Annotated in this window: 15 protein-coding genes and 1 tRNA gene; all 16 read right to left on the reverse strand. The window is 41.6% G+C overall.

What is annotated here, in order from left to right:
* Positions 1-41: 41 nt before the first annotated feature.
* Complete coding sequence (locus KQI87_RS02225) at positions 42-863, reverse strand: purine-nucleoside phosphorylase (protein WP_216458726.1); 822 nt, start codon at positions 861-863, stop codon at positions 42-44.
* Between the two features lie 56 nt (positions 864-919).
* Positions 920-1,654, reverse strand: coding sequence for a Crp/Fnr family transcriptional regulator (locus tag KQI87_RS02230; RefSeq protein WP_216458727.1), 735 nt, complete (start codon positions 1,652-1,654; stop codon positions 920-922).
* A gap of 108 nt (positions 1,655-1,762) precedes the next feature.
* Positions 1,763-2,953 (reverse strand): phosphopentomutase, encoded by a 1,191-nt coding sequence (locus KQI87_RS02235; protein WP_216458728.1) that lies wholly within the window; start codon positions 2,951-2,953, stop codon positions 1,763-1,765.
* 11 nt (positions 2,954-2,964) lie between these two features.
* Positions 2,965-3,951, reverse strand: coding sequence for an adenosine deaminase (add, locus tag KQI87_RS02240; protein ID WP_216458729.1), 987 nt, complete (start codon positions 3,949-3,951; stop codon positions 2,965-2,967).
* A 91-nt stretch (positions 3,952-4,042) separates the two neighbouring features.
* The gene (locus KQI87_RS02245) at positions 4,043-4,471 is read right to left on the reverse strand and encodes a cytidine deaminase (RefSeq protein WP_216458730.1); all 429 of its coding nucleotides are present in this window, start codon (positions 4,469-4,471) and stop codon (positions 4,043-4,045) included.
* 93 nt (positions 4,472-4,564) lie between these two features.
* Positions 4,565-5,230, reverse strand: coding sequence for a deoxyribose-phosphate aldolase (deoC, locus tag KQI87_RS02250; RefSeq protein WP_216458731.1), 666 nt, complete (start codon positions 5,228-5,230; stop codon positions 4,565-4,567).
* Between the two features lie 47 nt (positions 5,231-5,277).
* Positions 5,278-6,060, reverse strand: a complete 783-nt coding sequence (udp, locus tag KQI87_RS02255) for a uridine phosphorylase (protein ID WP_216458732.1) — start codon at positions 6,058-6,060, stop codon at positions 5,278-5,280.
* A gap of 78 nt (positions 6,061-6,138) precedes the next feature.
* Entirely contained in the window at positions 6,139-7,080 is a 942-nt protein-coding gene (locus KQI87_RS02260; RefSeq protein ID WP_216458733.1) for an ABC transporter permease, read from the reverse strand.
* Positions 7,080-8,219 (reverse strand): ABC transporter permease, encoded by a 1,140-nt coding sequence (locus tag KQI87_RS02265; protein ID WP_216458734.1) that lies wholly within the window; start codon positions 8,217-8,219, stop codon positions 7,080-7,082. Before KQI87_RS02265 ends, KQI87_RS02260 begins: the two co-directional genes overlap by 1 nt.
* Positions 8,212-9,753: an ABC transporter ATP-binding protein gene (locus tag KQI87_RS02270; RefSeq protein WP_216458735.1), complete on the reverse strand. Its 1,542-nt coding sequence runs from the start codon at positions 9,751-9,753 to the stop codon at positions 8,212-8,214. The genes KQI87_RS02265 and KQI87_RS02270 overlap by 8 nt, the downstream gene beginning before the upstream one ends.
* A gap of 302 nt (positions 9,754-10,055) precedes the next feature.
* Complete coding sequence (locus KQI87_RS02275) at positions 10,056-11,294, reverse strand: BMP family lipoprotein (protein WP_216458736.1); 1,239 nt, start codon at positions 11,292-11,294, stop codon at positions 10,056-10,058.
* Between the two features lie 624 nt (positions 11,295-11,918).
* On the reverse strand, positions 11,919-13,205 hold the full coding sequence (locus KQI87_RS02280; RefSeq protein WP_216458737.1) for a sensor histidine kinase: 1,287 nt from the start codon (positions 13,203-13,205) through the stop codon (positions 11,919-11,921).
* A 6-nt stretch (positions 13,206-13,211) separates the two neighbouring features.
* Positions 13,212-13,946: a LytR/AlgR family response regulator transcription factor gene (locus tag KQI87_RS16910; protein WP_216458738.1), complete on the reverse strand. Its 735-nt coding sequence runs from the start codon at positions 13,944-13,946 to the stop codon at positions 13,212-13,214.
* Positions 13,947-14,012: 66 nt separating this feature from the next.
* On the reverse strand, positions 14,013-14,345 hold the full coding sequence (locus tag KQI87_RS02290; RefSeq protein WP_216458739.1) for a hypothetical protein: 333 nt from the start codon (positions 14,343-14,345) through the stop codon (positions 14,013-14,015).
* 208 nt (positions 14,346-14,553) lie between these two features.
* Positions 14,554-16,563 (reverse strand): alkyl/aryl-sulfatase, encoded by a 2,010-nt coding sequence (locus KQI87_RS02295; RefSeq protein ID WP_216458740.1) that lies wholly within the window; start codon positions 16,561-16,563, stop codon positions 14,554-14,556.
* A 200-nt stretch (positions 16,564-16,763) separates the two neighbouring features.
* Positions 16,764-16,840: transfer RNA gene (locus KQI87_RS02300), tRNA-Arg, on the reverse strand.
* Positions 16,841-16,887 lie beyond the last annotated feature (47 nt).

The raw sequence follows: 16,887 nt of genomic DNA on the forward strand, positions 1-16,887 counted from the left end.
TTTCTTTAATTCATTATTTTTACAACATATATGCTGTAATTTTACATATTTACCACAATCTCAGTGATCAGCTCTTTAAATGATTTTGCCACGCGGTCAGCGGTTTCCTGGACTTCTTTGTGGTTGAGTTCTTCTTTGGAAATTCCCGCTGCCATGTTGGTAATGCAGGAGATTCCGCAAATTTCAAGTCCCATGTGGCGAGCCGCCATAGCTTCGCATGCTGTACTCATCCCTACTGCATCTCCGCCCCACCACTGTGCCAGTCTTACTTCTGCGGGAGTTTCATAGTTCGGACCGGTAAATTGAACGTATACCCCTTCCTGAAGCCTAATACCGCATCTGTCTGCGCATTTTCTGATGACATCCTGTAAACGGAGACTATATACTTCGCTCATATCAGGGAATCTTGCACCAAGTTCATAGATATTTTCCCCAATTAGCGGGCTTGGTACTCCTGTTGTAATGTGGTCTGTAATCATCATAAAGTCTCCCGGTTTATATTCCGGATTTGCACCACCTGCTGCATTTGTCAGGATGAGTTTCTTTGCTCCCATCATCCCCATCAATCTTGTCGGAAGTACAACATCTGTCATCGGGTATCCTTCATAATAGTGAACTCTTCCCTGCATGATCACTACCGGAACATTTCCAACATATCCAAATACAAATCTCCCTTTGTGGCCTGCTACTGTTGAGGTCGGAAAGTCCTCGATATCTGTATAATCAATGGTTGTTTCAATCTTAATCTCATCTGCATAGTCACCAAGTCCTGAGCCCAGGATCAGTGCTACTTCTGGTTTGAAATCTGTTTTCTGGCGTACACTTGCAAGGCAAGTCTCCAGTTTCTCATATAATTTACTCATTTACTGCTGAATCTCCTTTATTAAATGTATCACGTGAAACAATCTTTGCATGATTCTTATCCTGAGAAGCTGTCCATATTTTCATTGACAATCTTTCTCAGACCTTCATATTGTTCCTGGTCGATCAATATCTGATTCCCTTTCTTGGTGATCAGGCCATCTCCGGCGAATTTCTTTATTCCCCTGCTAACGCTTTTGAGACAAAGACCTGTCTCGTCCGCAATGCTCTGTCTGCTTTCATTGATGCAGAGTTCGCCATTTCTGTTGAATTTCTCAAACCATTCAACAAGAAGAAGTGCCAGTCTGTCTGCACCCTGGAGGAAAAGATACAGTCTGTTTCTTCTGCTCTCTTCTAGCAGGGATTCGCAGGTGATTTTTGATTCCAGTCGGAAAATATCTGTGTCTGCGTAAATCCATTTTTCATATTTAGCTCTTGGCAGCTTCACAACTGTGCATTTCGTCTCTGTTTCCCAGGTAGTCTGGTAATTTTCAAGTTCCATGATCACTTCCATTCCACCCAGCGCGATCAGATCTTTCGGTTTCATGAAATCGTATGCGATCCCGGAAATCCGATAATCCGTAGCTTTCGCTCTGCCTCTTCCAATAAAGAAAATCGTATCTGCCGGTTCATTCTCTCTGATAAAAGTGGTCCCCTGCTCCAGTTCTTCGCTCTGAAGCAGGTCCATAACCCACAATGGTGCATTGCGGAAATAAAATTCAAATTGCCTTTGTCTTTCTTTATCCACTTCTTTCAGAAACGGCAATGCGTCTTGTAAATATTTGTGCTTCATATGCGGTTCCTATACTTTCTGTGTTTTTCATCTACCGTGCGGTTTACCGGAAAATATGATTTTCTCCCGATAAACCAACTCCAAAACCATTTTTCCCTGTAAGCGTTCTTACACTAATTCATTTAAAATAGAATGTCCGATCGTTCCCTCTGGCATTTCTACACCAAAGTTATCTGCTATGGAAGCTCCGATCACTGCGAATGTATCTTCGTTTTTAATCTCGCCGCCGTTTTTCATGCTCTTGGAGTAAGCAATAAATGGCACATGTTCTCTGGTATGGTCTGTTCCTGTATATGTTGGGTCGTTTCCGTGGTCTGCTGTGATGATAAGCAGATCATTTTCTTTCATTTCTTCTAACAGGACACCCAAATTCTTATCAAATTTCTCAATTTCTCTTCCGTATCCTTCTACGTTTCTTCTGTGTCCCCATAATGCGTCGAAGTCTACAAGATTAACGAAGCACAATCCTTTGAAATCTTTTTTGCATATGTCAATTGTCTGCTCCATTCCGTGTACAGAACTGTCTGAATGATGTGTCTCTGTGATTCCCTCTCCGCAGAAAATATCGTTGATCTTTCCTACACCGATCACGTCGAGGCCTTTGTCCTTAAGTGCATTTAAAGCAGTAAGTCCTGTAGGTTTCAGAGCGTAATCATGACGGTTGCTGGTACGTTTAAATTCGCCTTTTTTCTTTCCAACATACGGTCTTGCAATGACTCTTCCAACTCTCCATTCGTCCTTCAATGTAATCTCTCTGGCGATCTCGCAGCAGCGATACAAATTCTGAAGATCAAATGTTTCCTCGTTTCCGCAGATCTGAAGTACGGAATCCGCAGATGTATAGACGATCATTGCACCTGTCTCGATTTCCTCTTCTCCCAGTTCCTCAATGATCTCAGTCCCACTTGCACTTTTGTTTCCGATTACTTTCTTACCGCACTGTTTCTCCAGTTCAGCGATCAGTTCCGGCGGGAAACCTGTTTCTGTAAAGGTTTTAAATGGTTTTTCTGTCTTGATTCCCATCATCTCCCAGTGTCCGGTCATAGTATCCTTACCGTTGCTGGCTTCACTCAGACGAGTATAGCGTCCGATCGGATTTTCCACGCCTGTCATATTTCCGGCCGGATGGAGATTCAGCATTCCGAGTTTTGCGAGATTTGGGATATCAAGAGAACCCATTTTCTCAAGAATATGTCCAAAAGTGTCTACTCCGGTGTCACCAAAATTTGCTGAATCCGGCATTGCCCCGATTCCCAGAGAATCAAGTACAATTACAAAAATTCTTTCATAATTTTTCATGTTTCCTTACCTCATCTCTTATATTTTGCTGTTATGCTCCGGTACAACCTTTCTTTTACAGCTTCTACTGCAAAGGCCGCATCTACTGCATTCTTCATCAGAAGCAGGACCTCCTCATCCCGGATTCCGTATTGTTTTTGAACAAATTCCAGTTCTTTTGTTAATGTTGTGTTACTGACAGTTCTGTTATCTGTATTGATAGTAACTCTCAGGCCTGCGTCCAGAAATTCTCTGAGAGGATATTCGGCAGTACTTTGGACCGCTTTTGTCTGGAGATTACTGATCGGGCACATTTCGATACCGATCTTTCTGGCGGCCAGTTCCTGCTGAAGTTCTTTGTTTCCTCTCATTGCAATTCCATGACCAATCCTGCCTGCTCCGGCGCTTACTGCATCTGCAATATTCTGTGCATTTCCGCATTCCCCTGCATGAATTGTAAATGGCATTCCAATCTTATGTGTATTGTGAAACAGATTCATAAATTCAGTCATGGGATATGAGGCTTCTGCACCTGCAAGATCTGCAGCACATACGCCAAAGCCTAAGTATTCACGGGCAGTCATTATCATTTTGCTGTTTTCTTCTTCGCTGTGGTATCTCATGGCGCAGGTAATCACACCGAATTCTACTCCGAAATCGTCTTTGCCCCGTTCCAGACCTTTCAACAGCGCTTCGATGACCTTTTTGCAGTTCATCTCTTCTGTCACCGACAATAGAGGTGCAAAGCGGATTTCTGCATAGCAGACATTCTCTCTGCTCATGCTTCTGAGCACATCGTATCCGGCTTCTTCCAGTCCTTTTTCATCCATAATGCACTGTCCAGGCAATGTGAATTTTTCCAGATATTCTGCAAGGCTGGTACAGTCGTCTGATACACTCAGTTCCTCCTGAAGCACCTTTCTTCCCAGGCGCTTCTCTATAAATTCACGACTGAGTGATCCATCCAGGTGGCAATGCAGTTCTATTTTCGGTAATGTGATCAGTTGTTCCTGTGTCATGATGTTTCTCCATTTTTTGCTTCGTATAATACTTTATCTATCAGTCAAACTTCTGGATTTTTCCAGAAATATAGCCTGATGTAAACTGGTTTCATGCTAAATTCAGCGGTCCGAATCCCTGTGGTAAGAGCTCTTTTAATGTATAAACATCGTAATGATCTTTATCCACTGCCAGAATGATCTTAAAGGTCTCCGGGTTACAGAATTCCATCATTACCTGACGGCACACGCCGCATGGAGCCGCATATTCGGTCAATACGCCGTCTTTTCCGCCTACGATACAGATTGCATCAAATTCTTTTATTCCTTCGCTTACGGCCTTAAAGAACGCTGTTCTTTCGGCACAGTTGGTAGGTGTGTATGCTGCATTCTCAATGTTACACCCTGTGTAGATTTCTCCGTTCTTTGCAAGCAGTGCTGCGCCGACTTTGAAATTAGAATATGGTGTATAGGAAAATTTCAATTGCTCAATTGCTGTCTCGATCAGTTTGTCAATCATTATTTTGTCTAAGTTCTGCATAATATTACACCTCCGTTATTTTCACCCTTTTGCTCATTACTGCAATCCCTGTTACTGACAGACTATTTTCAGACTGCCGATAATAACAGATGATCAATATCCACTTGCTTCTTCATTCTTTACAATCTTAATGATTCTGCTTGTTCCCAGTCTGTCTGCACCCAGAGAAAGGAATTTCTCAGCGTCATCCAGAGAAGAAATACCGCCGGCTGCTTTCATTTTTACGTTTGATCCGATATGTTTGGAGAAAAGTTCGATATCTTCAAATGTTGCGCCACCGCCACCGAAACCTGTAGATGTTTTGATATAATCAGCTCCTGCTGCTGTTACGATTTCGCACATTTTAATCTTTTCTTCTGTTGTAAGGAAACAGGTTTCAATAATAACTTTGAGAATTTTTTCCCCGCATGCTGCTTTGAGAGTTCTGATCTCGTTCTCGATCAGATCGTATTTCTTATCTTTTAACCATCCGATATTGATCACCATATCGATTTCAGATGCACCGTTTGCAATGGCATCTTTTGTTTCAAATTCTTTTGTTGCTGTAGTTGTGTTTCCGTTTGGGAAACCAATAACTGTGCATACTGCCATTTTCCCATCCATATATTCTGCTGCTTCTTTTACATAGCATGGAGGGATGCATACAGATGCAGTTCCATATTTCATTGCGTCGTCGCAGATCTGTTTGATTTCTTCCCATGTGGATGGCTGAAGAAGAAGTGTATGATCTACATGTTTTAAGATTTCTTTGATTTCCATTTTTGCTCGTCCTCTTTTCTTTCTGCCGCTGTCAGTTTCGCTTATTACTACTGTTTAGCCTGATCTTCTCTGATCATTTTTCTGATGGCTTCTACAGCTACACGAATAGCCATATCTGTATCGTGGACTACCGGATTCTCCAGGCCGAGTTTCTCTCTTTCCTGATTTGCAACTACCAGGAAGCAGGAACCTGCTCTTACTCGAAGTTTGCCAGCTACGATAAAGAGAGCTGCGGATTCCATTTCTGATGCAAGGCATCCCATTCTCTTCCATGCTTCCCATTTATTGAGCAGTTCATAGCTTACAGGCATTTCTTCCGGCTCATGCTGACCGTAGAATGCATCTTTACACTGTACAACACCTGTGTGGCACGGGAATCCTTTTTCTTTTGCAACGTTTACAAGAGCATTGATCACATCGAGGTTTGCTACTGCTGGATATTCGATCGGTGCGTATTCTCTGGTTGTTCCCTCCATACGAACCGCACCTGTAGCGATCACTACGTCACCACTCTTTACTTCCGGCTGCATTCCTCCACATGTACCGATTCTTACGAATGTGTCTGCACCGCAGCGGTATAGTTCTTCCATTGCGATGGATGCGGACGGACCGCCGATTCCTGTTGAGGTTACGCTTACCTTTACGCCATCGAGTGTTCCTGTATATGTGACATATTCTCTGTTGTCTGCGATCAGTACCGGAGCATCGAAATACTGCGCGATTTTTGCACATCTTTTTGGATCTCCCGGCAGGATCACATAACGTCCTACTTCACCTTTTGCTACCTGAATATGATACTGTCTGCTTGCATCTTCTGAATAATTTTTCATGATCTTTCCATCCTTTACCTGAATTTTTCACGTGAAACATTTTCACATCTTATGTTATTGTTTTATACGTTTCTGGCCTTATCTCTGTCCCTTATCGTACGGAATACCCTCTGCTTTCGGTGCTCTGGAGTTCTTGGATACGAATACAAGAACGATCAGAGAAATAATATACGGGAACATGTTATATAAGGTACTTGGAAGCTTTAATGCTACCAGTACGTCAAATCCTGTATAAACATTGGAAAGTGCACGGAACAGACCAAACAAAAGTGCTGCAAGTCCAATATTTACCGGTTTCCACTGACCGAAGATCATAACTGCAAGTGCAAGGAATCCGAATCCGGCAACGCCGTTCTCAAATTTCCATTCACTGACACCGGCTGTAATATAAACCAGTCCGCCAAGTCCGCCCAATGCTCCGGAAATCAGAACACCTGCATAACGCATTTTGTAAACGTTGATTCCCACGGAGTCTGCTGCCTGCGGATGCTCTCCACATGCCATAAGACGGAGACCAAACTTAGTCTTATATAATATGATATATGATGCAATAAGAATCAGCAATGCCAAAAGCATAAACCAACTGAACTCAAATTTTCCGATGTTTACGAGGAACGCTTTCTTTGCTTCTTTGTAAGCAACTGTAGAGGAGACATTATCAATACTTTCGGACATATTGATGGCTCTTACGATTACTACTGCTGCTGCAGGTCCCAGCAGATTCAGTGCTGTTCCTACAAGTGTCTGGTCTGCGTTAAAATGAATTGCCGCAACACCAAGGAAAAGGGAAAATACCATTCCCACGATCACACTGCCAAGAATTACAAACAGGATCACCAGAGGCGCTGCCATTGTTGACGGAAGATACTTCATCATCAGAGCTCCTCCGAGTGCTCCCATAACCATGATTCCCTCAAGACCGATATTTACTACACCACTGTGTTCGGAGAAACATCCGCCAAGTGCTACAAGGATCAGAACAGATGCAAATATTAATGTATATTGGAGTAATAAAACCATTATTTTTCTCCTCCTTTCACCTGTTTTGCGGCGTTTTTCTCATCTCTTTTGTCCAGATAACGGTTAAGCCAGAGTTTGAAGAAGAATACAAATCCGCAAAGGTAAATGATAAATGCTGAGATCAGATCAGAGATCTGTGTACAGTACATTGTTTTGTCTACATAGCTTCCACCACTTGTAATGTGCTGGATAAAATAAGAGGAAAAGATCGTGCCGATCGGATTCAGACCTCCAAGGAATGCTGCTGCGATTCCGTTGAATCCCATTCCCGGAACAGTTGTCTGCTGGACCATCCAGGTTTCAATGCCACTTAAATAGAAAACAGCAGCTCCGAGTCCGGAAAGGCCTCCGGCGATCATCATTGTTACAATGGTGTTTCTCTTCTCTTTCATACCGCAATATTTTGCGGCATTCTTGTTCATACCGGTTGCTTTTAATTCGAAACCAAATTTGGTTTTCTCAAGGACACCCCATACAACCACTGCCATGATCACTGCAAGCGGTAATCCGATAGTCACAAACTTATTTCCTGAGAAAATCTGATCAAGTCCTGCATTTGGCATAAGTGCGCTTTTATTTCCGCTTGAAAGATCGATGGTATATGGTGTGGACTCTGCTTTTACCTGTGAAAGGAGCATGTTTACTCCATACAGGGAGATCCAGTTGAGCATGATACAGGAAATAACTTCGTTTACGTTGAAATACGCTTTCAGGAATCCGGAAAGTCCGCCCACCAATGCTGCCAGTACAACTGCTGCGATCAGACATACATACCACGGCATTCCGAATTTCAGTGCAAAGTACAGGGCTGCTCCTGCTCCGATCACATACTGTCCGGCTGCCCCGATGTTAAAGAGGCCTACTTTGTATGCAAATAAAACGGATAAGGAACATAATAAAAGTGCTGACGCTTTTACCAGTGTTGTTCCGCAATATTTCATAACTGCCACTGAGCTCGGATAATACAGATAGTTCTTTAAGATCGATACAATAGCCCCTGATGCACCTTTTGGATTAATGATCAGAAGTACCACATATCCGATCAGAAGTCCCACAACAATGCAGAGCAGAGACGCAAGGATGGTCTGGACTGCATTATTTCTGAGAATGCTTTCTTTTTTCTTTGTTTCTTTATTCATTGCCCTTTGTCTCCTTTCTCTTTGAACCGGCCATGTAAAGTCCCAGTTCTTCTACAGTTACTTTCTTCGGATCAAATTCTCCTACGATTTCACCTTCATACATTACAAGGATTCTGTCTGATACATTCATTACTTCATCCAGCTCCAGACTTACGAGAAGAACACCTTTTCCGGCATCTCTGGCCTGTACAAGCTGCTTATGTACGTTCTCGATCGCACCTACGTCCAGACCCCGGGTCGGCTGTACTGCAATCAGAAGTTCAGGATCTTTGTCGATCTCGCGTGCAATGATTGCTTTCTGCTGGTTTCCTCCTGACATGGATCTTGTCTTTGTGATCGGCCCCTGTCCGGAACGGATGTCATATTCTTCAATCAGTCTTTTTGCATATTTTCTGATCTCTTTTCGTTTCAGGAATCCGAATTTATTGGTAAACTGTGGTTCGAAATATCTCTGGAGAACAATGTTATTTTCCAGTGAATAGTCAAGTACCAGACCGTGTTTATGACGGTCTTCCGGAATATGGCTCAGTCCTGATGTCAATCGTTTACGGATTGACATCTCTGTGATATCCTGACCGTTCATAACGATTTTTCCACCTGTTAATGGTTCCAGACCGGAAAGTCCATAGACAAACTCTGTCTGACCGTTTCCGTCAATTCCTGCCATACATACGATCTCGCCTCTGTGTACCTGCATGGAAACGTTGTTTACTGCGTTATTTTTGTGACGTTTGGATGCAACAGACATATTCTGGATATCAAGAACTACCTCGCCTGGTTTTGCAGGCTCTTTGTCTACTATAAAATTGACATCTCGTCCTACCATCATGGCGGAAAGTTTTTCCGGTGTAGTGTCTTTAATGTCTACAGTTCCGATGTATTTGCCTTTTCTGAGAACGCTGCATCTGTCTGCTACCTGCATGATCTCTGCAAGTTTGTGAGTGATAAACAGGATGCTCTTGCCCTCTGCTGCAAGGTTCTGCATGATCTGCATTAGTTCCTGGATTTCCTGAGGAGTAAGAACTGCAGTCGGTTCGTCGAAGATCAGGATTTCGTTGTCACGATAGAGCATTTTCAGGATTTCTGTTCTCTGCTGCATGCCTACCGTTGTGTCTTCGATAATGGCATCCGGATCTACGGCAAGTCCGTATTTCTCAGACAGCTCTACGACTTTCTTTCTGGCGCTGTCTTTCTGGAGGAAGCCGCCTTTTGTTGTCTCTACACCGAGGATGATGTTGTCAAGGATACTGAAGCATTCTACCAGTTTGAAATGCTGATGTACCATTCCGATTCCGAGATCGTTGGCATCGTTTGGGTTGTTGATCTCTACTTTTTTGCCGTCTTTGTGGATCTCGCCCTCTTCCGGCTGGTATAAACCGAAGAGAACGCTCATCAGTGTGGATTTTCCGGCTCCGTTTTCTCCCAGAAGCGCGTGGATCTCACCTTTTTTCAACTGAAGTGTTATATTGTCATTTGCTATGATTCCCGGGAATCGTTTGGTGATCCCGAGCATTTCAATTGCATATTCACTCATTTTTCTTTCTCCTTTTTTCTCATGCAGAGTTTTGTTATCGTGTTATTGGATTCCAGATAAACTATTATTTCTGTATTGAATCAGACCAGACTACAAAAGAATTGATTTTATATACCTGATCCTGTCAATCACGCTTCCATTTTTGCTGTTATTCTGTAGCATTTCCAATGCATCTATTTGCCGGAAATATTGCAGAATAACAGCAAAAAATACTGATTTTGGCGTTAAAGAAAAGGGAGTACTGAACATCTGCATGTTCACTCCCCTCTCTCAGGCCATTCTCTGTCTGCACGAAGTCTTAATTATTTAATGCTGCCGTAGTCTTCTACTTTAATCTCAGTTTCCGGTAATGCTGTGATATCACCGCTTATTGTAAGTTCTCCGTCATACATTCTCTTTACAAGGTCTTTGTAATCATCTTCTGTGAAATCATCAGACCACTGTGTGGTTTCTACAGGGAGCTGAACGAAATTGTCTTCAGGATTCTCTGATACAAGACCCAGGTTATCGATCTTTCCTGCGTAATCTTTCCAGTTGTCTGCTTTGATCGCATCGAGAACGTCATTAATTGTCGGAGCAAGACCTTTCATTGCAGATGTGATAGTTAAGTCTTCGCCGATGATTCCGGACTGATCGGAGTCAACACCGATTACTTTGCCGCCTGTCTTGGTAGCTGCTTCTGCTGCTGATGTATAGATACCGCCGCCGCATGCAAATACAGCTTCTACACCTTTACTTCCATACCATGTATCCATGTATGCTGTGATGTCTGCATCGCCATAGAACTGTCCGCCACATACGTACTCAACTGCTACGTCATCTACGATATCAAGTTCTTTTGCAGCTTCGTCTGCACCCTGAACGTATCCATATCCAAAACGTGTAACTGCCGGTACGGACATTCCGCCAAGGAATCCAAGGTGATGATATCCAAGTTTTACAGCTGCATATCCTGCCATATATCCGGAAAGTTCTTCCTGATAAGTACAGCAGTAAACATTGTCCGTATTATAGTACTCTGTCACATCATATTCATCAGGATTGTAGCTGTATCCTTCACCCACACCTTTTTCGCAGATATCGCCGGCACTTACATCAAGTGCTATGAACTTGATGTCCGGATACATTTCAGACTGTTCTACTACTGCAGATGCAAACATGTATCCAGGAAGTACGATTACGTTTGCTCCGTCTGCTGCTGCCTGGTCCACACTTGCGCTTCTTGCTTCATCAGAGTCGCTTTCCGGTTTGTAGTAGTTGAATTCTACATTGTTTTCGGATCCCCATGCTTTACATGTTTCATAGGTTGTCTGGTTGAAACTCTGGTCTGTGATATCACCGGAGTCTGTAACCATCGCTACTTTCATATCAGATGCGTCGCTTGTCTCTTCTTCGCCGCTCTTGTCCGTATCATTGTCTGCTTTTTCTTCTGATTTGCTTTCTGTGTTTGTTTCTGTCTTGCTGTCAGAACTACCTCCACATGCTGTAAGTGAAAATACCATTAAACCTGCAAGTACCGCTGCTGCCACTCTTTTTTTCATGATTTCTTTTTCTCCTTTTGCACAATTTTTGTCGTGTTTGATGCAATGATAATGACATATGTCCCAAACATAAAACAGGACTCGAGTCCTTTTCTGGTGATTTTTACTTATTTTGTAAAAAATTTCCAGTTTCTTTTTGTTATTTTTGTTTATTATTTTATGCTTTTATTTCTCAAAAACAGACTCAAGTCCTTTTTCGACCATAAAATCAGCAAATATGCACAAAGCAGGGAAATCAACCATATAGGACTTTTGCATTTCATTCCCCGGAAACAGAACTACATTTTTCATATGTTACACTGGCAATATGATCGATAAATGAAAAGTTTATCTCGAAATCAAGATAGAAAAGAGGCGTTTATATGAAGAGAAAAAAATTATTTGCAACTATTTTAGCCGGTTTTCTTGCTGCAGGAATGGTGTAGATAATGAAAGTAATCTTCTGCTGGCATTCAGAGCTTATCTTGACGAAACGAATATAGGTCCGTCTTATTACGAGATCATCTATGACAGAGCTATTGTTTTTCATAAAAAATAAGGTCTAAAAAAGCGAGAGCATCCTGCATATTGGATGCTCTCGCTCGTTTTAGTCTGGTACATTCTATTTTTAATTACAAAACCATTTTATAACGGCAACATAAAGCTGGCTTCAAACCGACTTCCATCTGCCTGGAACCGACTTGTTCCTCCATATTTCTCACAAATCTGCTTCATGTAACGGATACCAATCCCCTCTTCATCCTTCCGTTTCTTCGACAGTATTTTTCCTTCTTTCTGCAGTAAAACTCCGTCAAATGAATTATCTATTGTCAACAGCAATAATTTATTTTCTCTCTGTGCTGCTATTGAAATATATCGTTTTCCATCATATTTTTCACAGGCAGTTACTGCATTATCCAGCGCATTACCAAGGATACAGCACAAATCTGCATCAGCTATCGGTAATCCATTTAATTTACAGCATACTGTAAAAGAAATCCGTCTTTCCTTTGCCACACATGCGTAATGATACAATACGCCGTCAGCTGCCACATTTCCCGTGTAAGGAATCTCTGTAATATCCGCAAGATTAAGTTCCAGGCTGTCACAGTATTCTTTTAATTCTGCGCTGTTTCCGGTTTCCTGGAATCTTTTTATCACAGCAAGCTGGTGTTTAAAATTATGGCGTACTTCCCGTTCTGTCTCCACTGCTGTTGTCAGTGCCTGATAATATTTTTTCTGCATCTCGATCTGCTGGTTCATCTGATTCTTTTCCTGGATCCGCCGATAATCCATCGCAATATTATGGCAGATAAAAAGAGCAGCGATCCCTATCAGAATTCTGCTTATCACCTGCAGAAAAGTCGCCGTATATTCCTCCGGTCCATGAGACAAAATACCGCTCAAGAACAGTGCAATCGGAATAAACCATACTGTATTCCAATAATTCTCACTTTCAATCCCCAGAAAAGGTTTTACAGTATGTATCATAAGCTTCCTGAAACACGGATAAAGTGCTGCATACATCAGAATTCCAAGTATGTTCTCAATGATCAGTCCCTGTTCTATCGTCTGATATCCAATCCTTCCGGTAATATATGCCGCAATTGCCAGAACAATCCATACAATTACTGCTGTAAGCCCGAACGTAAATAGATGTTCTTTCAGATGCCCCCGGATAACTACAATATTAACTACTCCCATGAGCACACAGAACAGTAACAAATTGATCTTGTAGAAGCTTATTGATATGTAGTTTCTCTGAGCCATCCACAGACATAACATAAAATCTGCCAGAAGTCCCACTCCATAAACTGACCATATCCAATTTCTCTGCCATTTTGACACAAGTTCTTTAAATGGAATACATCGTAAAACAAGACTCGGTATATGAGCCAATATACATAACAAGCTCACCATAATATTTGTCATTTATTTTCACCTGCCCCTCATTCTCCGTCTCATCTGTGCCCATCTGAAATCAGCAAATACGCTTTTGATTTCTTCCCGCTTTCCACGGCTGATAGGAATTTCTGTCTGATCCGATAATTTCAGCACATTTGTCGGCATAGACGTAATTTCCCGCATAGAAACAAGTGCCCAGCGGATCGGCATACAGAATTCTCCCTGAGGAACGATCTGAGACATCTCAGAAAGAGACTGAGATGCCTCCAGAGTGCCGTATTTCATATGTATGATCGTTTTTTTGCCTTTTGCCTCTATATACAAAATATCCGAAATATAGATGCTCTCCTCCATTCGTCCTACCTTTACTTCTATCGTTTTTATAGAATAAAAGCTGTCAAAAAACTTATCCAAAACACCATATACCTGTGTTTCTTCTATAGGCTTCACAATGTAATGAAGTGCCTCTATCGTAAATGCTTCCGCTGCAAAATCAATACTTGTACTTGCAAAAACAATCTGTACTTTATTATTATCCCGTATCAGTTTCTTCGCTGTCTCCATTCCATTTAGTTTGTCCATGAATATATCCATGAAAACAAGCTGATATCTCGTTGTATCTGATGCGAGAAAAGCTTCGCCGGATGGAAATTCATCTATTTCCACATAAAGATTATTTTTGTCCAGATAGTCTGAAAGAATCTTTATGAGTGCGTTCCTGTCTTCTTTTATGTCGTCACAGACCGCAACTCTTATAACTTCCTGCACTTTCTTCACCTTCTCTTGTTATACTCTATTTGCTATAAATTTATTATATTTTACCAATACTCAAACTTAAAATCCACATTTTTTGAGAGCTTTCTCGACTTTATCCACACTTATCGGCATAGTTGTAAAGTATTCCACATTCAGTCTGAATGCCTGTGGTGCAAAATCACGGTCACTGGAAAACCATGCAATCGGAAGTTCTGGATAAATTCGTCTGATTGCAATAACGCCTTCCATCCCGGCAGCATTATCCATAAGAACAAAAACTGCAGATGGCTCATCGTCCATTAATGCCGGGATCAACACCTCCTGTGTCGTCAGAATTTCTGTATCATACCCTGGTAAAAGCATCTGAAATAACTCACAAGTTGTTTTGTAACCATAAAGTATTATTTTCATTGTTTTCCCCTTTTCTCTTTTATATTCTCCGCACTGTTCTCTTATTTTCAAAAAAAGCCGCCACCTATATGTGACAGCTTCTTTTGAATGAATCTTACCCAATCCCCTGTATAAAATATGTATTTATTACAGTTATATTATTGAGCTTCTGTAAATATTTTTCTTTTATAAACATTCTTCTTTTAAAATACTCCTACCCTTAATGATATTACGGTTCCACAATATTGAAATACAGCTTCAGGGATGCCATACTGTCACAGAATGCTTTATAAAGTTCCTGATCCCCCTCTACTGATTCAATAAGTTTGCTCATACCTTCTTCATTACGCGCCGCTATTGCAAGGATACCTGTTCTCTTTGTCTTAATTGTCAGATCTGCATTTTCATCTTCTTCTCCCAGGTAATACAGCAATACACCATGATGTACTTTCAGAAGATAATTCTGCTCATCTGTAACCTGAAGGTTTACAGTAAATGATTTATCTGCCAGCTTCGTACTGTCAAGCATGATTCCCATGTAATCCAGCATGGTCTGCGTATCCATATTCTGAGCTGTAGAACCAACTCCTGTTGTTGTTCCTTCCGGATACCAGTCCGTTCCATTTCTAAGTTCTAAAGCAGCTACCAGATAAGCATTTCTCCATGCACCGGACTCTGCCTGATAGCCAAGCTGTTCCAATGCATCTGCACAGAGAAATTTTGCCTGCTCATTTTCAGGATCTGCATATACCAGTGTATTTGTGATCTGTGCTACCCACTGATATTCGCCTTTCTCATAGTCCTCTTTTGCCATTTCCAAAACTTTATCAGTATCTCCCAGATATTCCACCAGTTTCTGTGCATATGCGGACGGTTCCAGTTCATCCAGATGTACCGGATTTGCGTCGTACCATCCCATATATTTCTGATAAACTGCCTTTACATTATGTTTCAGTGTTCCATAATACTGACGTGTATACCACACTTTATTTAATGCTTCCGGCAATTCGATCATGGATGCAATCTCTGTCGATGTATAACCCTCATTAATATACAGAAGTGTCTGGTCATGTATAAACTTATAAACTGCTGCTGTATTTGTCATATACTCCTGGATCACGTCATTGCCCCAATGCGGCCAGTTATGTGACTGGAAAATCACCTCCGCATCGTTTCCAAAAAGGCTCTGTGCTTCTGTAATATATCGTGCCCACGCATTGGCATCACGAACCTGTGCACCGCGGAGCGTATAGAGGTTATGCATGGTTCCTGTACAGTTTTCTGCCATCCAGAGTGCTTTCATATCTGGAAAATATGTATTCATTTCTGCCGGAGATTCTGTATCAGGTGTAAGCTGGAATATTGTTTTTACACCGTCGATAGTTGTCTCAAAGACTTCTTCTGTCACGTTAAACGTTGGCTCCAGATATGTAACACCAGTCTGTGCTACCGCAAGTCCGATTCCTACAGAAAGTCTGCCCTGTTCTCCTGCCGGTATCACTGATCCGTACTGATATATAGATCTGCGTTTCATTGCAGTTCCCACAAAAACATTCTCTGACATAACCGCTTCCTTGAATCCCTCAGGTACGATAATTGCAGTTTTTCCGGATGCGATCTGTTCTTCAAGAGAAAGTGTCGGATCTGCCAGTTCATCTGCAGTAAGTATTCCCTGAATTCCACCATAATGATCTACATGCGCGTGACTGATGATCACCGCCGAAACATGTACATCTCCCATCTCAGATTTAAACAGATCCAACGCTGCTTTTGCAGTTGTTTCACTTGCCATACAGTCCAGAATGATCCATCCGCTATCGCTTCGCACAAAAGTCATATTGGAAATATCATAGCCTCGTACCTGATAAATATCATCTGATACCTGGAATAATCCATAATTGGCATTAAGCTGTGTATTTCTCCAGAGACTTGGATTAGCAGAATCCGGTGCATCTGTATCTTTTACGAAATCATAAACAGTCTGATCAAAGATTGTAGTATCATTATCATCCTTTATTGTCAGTGTTTCCGGTGCTGCTATAAATCCTTTTGTCGCAAATTCTTCTTCCTGTTTATCATCAAAATCCAGAAGCTGATAAACGTTTTCATTTATTTGTTTCGTAATCTCTGTCGCACCTTTTTTCTCGTTGCTCAGATCGTTTTCTGCAAAAGCTGATACTGGCATCATTGATGTCGCCAATAATACGCTTAAAACAGTAGCTGCTACTTTTCTCTTCATCTGCAAGTCCTCCTTTTTATCACCAAATTTACTATATGACTTCTTTCCACTATTTATTCTTGGCTTTTAAGATGAATGAAGTATATCACAAGGACTTCCTTTTTTTCTTTCTCATGGAATGAATTACACGCTTCTGGCATGAAATGCAAAAAAAGCTGTAAACCTCTTACTTTTCATAAAAGGTTTACAGCATTATTTCCTGGCGTCCCCGAGAGGATTTGAACCTCCGACCCCTCGCTTAGGAGGCGAGTGCTCTATCCAGCTGAGCTACGAGGACATTTAAACCACGTTTATAATACTACTATATTTCAAAGAGAATTACAA

This window comes from Blautia sp. MSJ-9, assembly GCF_018919065.1.
Taxonomy (GTDB): domain Bacteria; phylum Bacillota; class Clostridia; order Lachnospirales; family Lachnospiraceae; genus Blautia_A.

Bases quoted from the DNA above. Each gene is read 5' to 3' on its own strand.
- deoC (WP_216458731.1), bottom strand. From the start codon at position 5,230: ATGGAAATCAAAGAAATCTTAAAACATGTAGATCATACACTTCTTCTT.
- add (WP_216458729.1), bottom strand. From the start codon at position 3,951: ATGACACAGGAACAACTGATCACATTACCGAAAATAGAACTGCATTGC.
- KQI87_RS02265 (WP_216458734.1), bottom strand. From the start codon at position 8,219: ATGAATAAAGAAACAAAGAAAAAAGAAAGCATTCTCAGAAATAATGCA.
- udp (WP_216458732.1), bottom strand. From the start codon at position 6,060: ATGAAAAATTATTCAGAAGATGCAAGCAGACAGTATCATATTCAGGTA.
- KQI87_RS02290 (WP_216458739.1), bottom strand. From the start codon at position 14,345: ATGAAAATAATACTTTATGGTTACAAAACAACTTGTGAGTTATTTCAG.
- KQI87_RS02230 (WP_216458727.1), bottom strand. From the start codon at position 1,654: ATGAAGCACAAATATTTACAAGACGCATTGCCGTTTCTGAAAGAAGTG.
- KQI87_RS02245 (WP_216458730.1), bottom strand. From the start codon at position 4,471: ATGCAGAACTTAGACAAAATAATGATTGACAAACTGATCGAGACAGCA.
- KQI87_RS02225 (WP_216458726.1), bottom strand. From the start codon at position 863: ATGAGTAAATTATATGAGAAACTGGAGACTTGCCTTGCAAGTGTACGC.
- KQI87_RS02235 (WP_216458728.1), bottom strand. From the start codon at position 2,953: ATGAAAAATTATGAAAGAATTTTTGTAATTGTACTTGATTCTCTGGGA.
- KQI87_RS02295 (WP_216458740.1), bottom strand. From the start codon at position 16,563: ATGAAGAGAAAAGTAGCAGCTACTGTTTTAAGCGTATTATTGGCGACA.
- KQI87_RS02275 (WP_216458736.1), bottom strand. From the start codon at position 11,294: ATGAAAAAAAGAGTGGCAGCAGCGGTACTTGCAGGTTTAATGGTATTT.
- KQI87_RS02280 (WP_216458737.1), bottom strand. From the start codon at position 13,205: ATGACAAATATTATGGTGAGCTTGTTATGTATATTGGCTCATATACCG.
- KQI87_RS02270 (WP_216458735.1), bottom strand. From the start codon at position 9,753: ATGAGTGAATATGCAATTGAAATGCTCGGGATCACCAAACGATTCCCG.
- KQI87_RS02260 (WP_216458733.1), bottom strand. From the start codon at position 7,080: ATGGTTTTATTACTCCAATATACATTAATATTTGCATCTGTTCTGATC.